General features: G+C 46.5%; 3 protein-coding genes. All 3 read right to left on the bottom strand.

Annotation, left to right across the window (positions count from 1 at the left end):
* A partial coding sequence (locus tag ACJMLT_RS09075; protein ID WP_405729760.1) for a TrkH family potassium uptake protein occupies positions 1–956 on the bottom strand: 956 nt, incomplete at its 3' end.
* 22 nt (positions 957–978) lie between these two features.
* On the bottom strand, positions 979–2,334 hold the full coding sequence (gene trkA / locus ACJMLT_RS09070) for a Trk system potassium transporter TrkA (protein ID WP_405729757.1): 1,356 nt from the start codon (positions 2,332–2,334) through the stop codon (positions 979–981).
* Positions 2,335–2,552: 218 nt separating this feature from the next.
* Complete coding sequence (hisS, locus tag ACJMLT_RS09065) at positions 2,553–3,803, bottom strand: histidine--tRNA ligase (RefSeq protein ID WP_405729754.1); 1,251 nt, start codon at positions 3,801–3,803, stop codon at positions 2,553–2,555.
* Positions 3,804–3,972: the final 169 nt, after the last annotated feature.

The following is a 3,972-nucleotide window of genomic DNA, read 5'->3' as shown; positions in this document are numbered from 1 at the left end:
GCCGTAACAAAACCGGTGGTACTCATGATGGCTGCTACCTGGAAGATGGCATGGCGGAATGCCGCTTCCAAAGTGGGATAATAATCATAGATATTGCATGTGATCAGCCCTGTTGCCAACAGAACGATAAACACAAAGATGCGCAGTTCTTCATTTCTCCAGACATTCTTGAAATCCCGCATGACCATCAGATAATACAGATTGAAGTTGACAGAAAACAGCAGCATAAAAATCGCAATGACATACTCAAAATATCTGCTGTTATAGGCTGCAATGCTGGCATTCTTATTAGAAAAACCGCCTGTACCGGCTGTAGAAATGCCATGGATGATACTGTCAAAAAGGGACATCCCCCCTGCATACAGCAGAACGATCTCCACTACCGTCAGTACCACATAAATGATATACAGCAGCTTTGCTGTAGATTTTACACGGGGCACCAATTTGGAAACCAGAGGCCCGGGGGCTTCCGCTCGCATCAGATGCATCGTTCTGTCATCACTCAAAGGCATAACTGCCAACATGAAGACCAGAATCCCCATCCCACCGATCCAATGAGTAAAACAACGCCAGAATAAAATCGCGTTATCCAGATGTTCGATCTCTGTCAGAACCGTCGCACCCGTTGTGGTAAAACCAGACACGGTTTCAAAATAGCAGTTGATAAAACCCGGAATGGATTTTGTCAGATAATACGGCATAGCACCGAAAAAAGACATAACGATCCAGGAAAGGGCCGCTACGACAAAGCCTTCCCTGCCATAGATCCGCTTATCCTTCGGTTCGCGGCACTGCAGGATCGTCCCGGCCACCAGACAGTAGATGGCAGATGCAATAAAGGCAGTTGCCGTAAATTCTTCCTGATAATAGAAGGCCACCAGGATCGGCACAGAAAGCAGTATGCCTTCGATATGAAGAATATTGCCTAACAGGTAGGCGATCATATTATAATTCATACTTTTTCACCAGTCTCAAAATTTATTTCAGGATATCCTTCAGATCCATCAGTTTCTCCATCGTTACGATGATCACACTGTCCCCGATCTCAATGGAATCATTACCGCCGGGAATGATAATACGATTGCCGCGGATAATAGTCGCAACCAGCACACCGGGCTTCGTTTTCATTTCCTTCAGAGGAATACCCACCACAGGAGATTTTTCCCGCACTTTGAATTCCAGTGCTTCTACCTGTTCATTTACCAGTTTATGCAATGTTTCAACATTGCTGCTGCCTGCAGAATTCTGCATGGCACGAACATAACGGACGATATTGCTTGCCGCAATGGTTTTCGGGGAAATAAACCCGTCAATGTCCAGCTTGTCCAGAATTTCATCAAAGGAAATTCGGTTGATCTTCGCAATGACCTTGGATACCTTTCTTGCCTTACCATAGAGGGCAACAACAATATTTTCTTCGTCCATACCCGTCAGGCAGACCAGCGCGTCTGTTTTTTCCAGACCTTCTTCCTGCAACAGTTCCTTATCCGTACCGTCGCCATGGATGATGACTGCTTCAGGCAGCATTTCGCAAAGATATTCACAGCGGCTATGATCCATTTCAATGATCTTTACGCGCACATGCATGGACAGAAGATCCTTCGCCAAATAATAAGCCATACGACCGCCGCCCAGAATCATAACGGATTTTACGCCGGTACGGAAAATACCGATGGTACGGAAAAATTTCGCAATTTCCATATGCGGTGCTGTCAGGTTGATCTTATCCCCTGCCTGCAGCACAAAATCACCGCTGGGGATAAAAACTTCGCCGTCTCTCTGTACCGCACAGATCAGGACTTTTACCTGAAATTCCTTATAAATCGCCCACAGAGGCATACCATCCAGTACACTGTGGGGTGCGATCTTGATTTCAACCAGTTCCACACGGCCGCGGGCAAACAATTCGATTTTCAGGGCAGAAGGAAAACGTAGCAGACGGGAAATTTCATTGGCCGCCGCCAGTTCAGGGTTTACTGCCATACTCAGCCCCAGTTCTTCCTTCAATTCTCTGATCTGTTCGTAATATTCCGGGTTACGCACACGGGCAATGGTATTCTTAACGCCAACCTTCTTGCCAACCAAGCAGGAGAGCATATTGACCTCATCCAGAGAGGTAGCCGCAATCAGAAGATCCGCGCCGGGTGCCCCCGCGCGTTTCTGCACTGCCATACTGGCGCCGTTGCCTTCCACGCTCATGATATCCATGGTATTGGAAGCATGGCTCAAAACCTTTGTATTATTATCGATCACAATGATGTCATGTCCTTCACCGGAGAGCTGTCTGGCAATGGTACCGCCAACCTTACCGTCCCCAACGATCACAACTTTCATAATGTATCCTCCTTGATTCAAAACCTCGGGTGTCTGCCCGAAGACATAATACATTTATCGTATCATATTAGCACTTTCCTTTTGGAAATACAAGGATTTTCAAAGTTTTTCATCTATGCACCATCTTTGATGAAAAAAGTGATTTTTCTTTGTGCAAAAAGGAAGCCTCAAAAGGAGTCTCTTCCTTCTGAGGCTTAGTTTGTGCTGTTTTTATGTTTTTATTTCGCACATTTTTCTTTCATAATGGAAACCAGATCAGAAAGTGCGATTTCTGTTTTTTCGCTTGTTGCCATTTCTTTCAGTTCCACTTTGCCGCTTTCCAGTTCGGAATCGCCCAGGATCACGGAATATTTTGCACCGATCTTATTTGCATACTTCATCTGTGCTTTTACGCTTCTTTCTACCGTATCACAGTCAGCCTTGATGCCTGCTTTTCTCAGCTCAAATGCCAGAGACTGTGCTTTCAGCAGACCAGCTTCCCCCATAGAACCAATGTAAACATCTCTTTCGGGTACTTCTTCGATCTCGCCGTTCTGTCTTTCCAGAATCATGATCAGTCTTTCGATACCCAGGCCGAAACCAACGGCACCTGTAGGTTTGCCGCCCACTTCTTCTACCAGATTATCGTATCTGCCACCGCCGCAAAGAGTCAGACCGTTGGATACGAATTCAAATACAGTTCTTGTATAGTAGTCCAGACCACGAACGATCTTAGGATCGATCGTAAATGCAATGCCGTTTGCTGTCAGAATATCCTGTACTTTCTGGAAGTGTGCAGTACATTCTTCATCCAGACAATCCAGTACGGAGGGTGCATTGGCTACGATATGCTGGCAGGATTCTTCCTTACAGTCCAGCACACGCAGAGGATTCTTGCCGAATCTTTCTCTGCAGGTAGGGCAGAGTTTATCCAGATTCTGACCGATGAATTCCTTCAGCGCCTTGTTATATTTCGCACGACATTCGGGACAGCCCAAGCTGTTCATGCGCAGTTCTACGCCCTGCACGCCCATTTCTTCCAGCAGTGTGATGGCTACGGAGATTACTTCCGCATCCTGTGCCGCGCTGTAGGAGCCCAGCATTTCGATACCAAACTGGTGGAACTGTCTCTGTCTGCCTGCCTGTGTGTTTTCACAGCGGAATGTGGGGTTGATGTAGTACAGCTTTGTAGGCTGTGCCTGATTGTGCATGCCATGTTCGATATAAGCACGAACCACGCCTGCTGTACCTTCGGGACGCAGTGTCAGGCTTCTGTCACCGTCGTCTGTGAATGTGTACATTTCTTTCTGTACGATATCTGTTGTTTCGCCTACGCCTCTGGCAAACAGTTCTGTAAATTCAAACATAGGTGTTCTCATTTCGCCGATGCCGAATGTTTCGCAGATGCGTCTCATTTTGCCTTCGATTTCCTGCCAAGCCTTTACCTCAGCACCGTAAATATCTTTTGTCCCTTTTACTAACTGGATCATACATTACCTCCTTGGGGTAAACCCACTTTTTTTCGTTCTATCATTTCATCGATGCGACCGATGTAATCTTCAATACTTTTTACGTTGAATACACGCTCGATGCGGTCTGTTTCGGGGTCAACGGTTTTTGTGCTTGCCCCTGCGCCCGCCGCCAGAATGGTCTGTTTTT

The sequence above is a fragment of the Anaerotignum sp. genome (assembly GCF_045122575.1).
Lineage (GTDB): Bacteria > Bacillota > Clostridia > Lachnospirales > Anaerotignaceae > Anaerotignum_A.
Note: the sequence above shows the minus strand (reverse complement) of the source record. Positions and strands in the feature narration are given on the sequence as shown.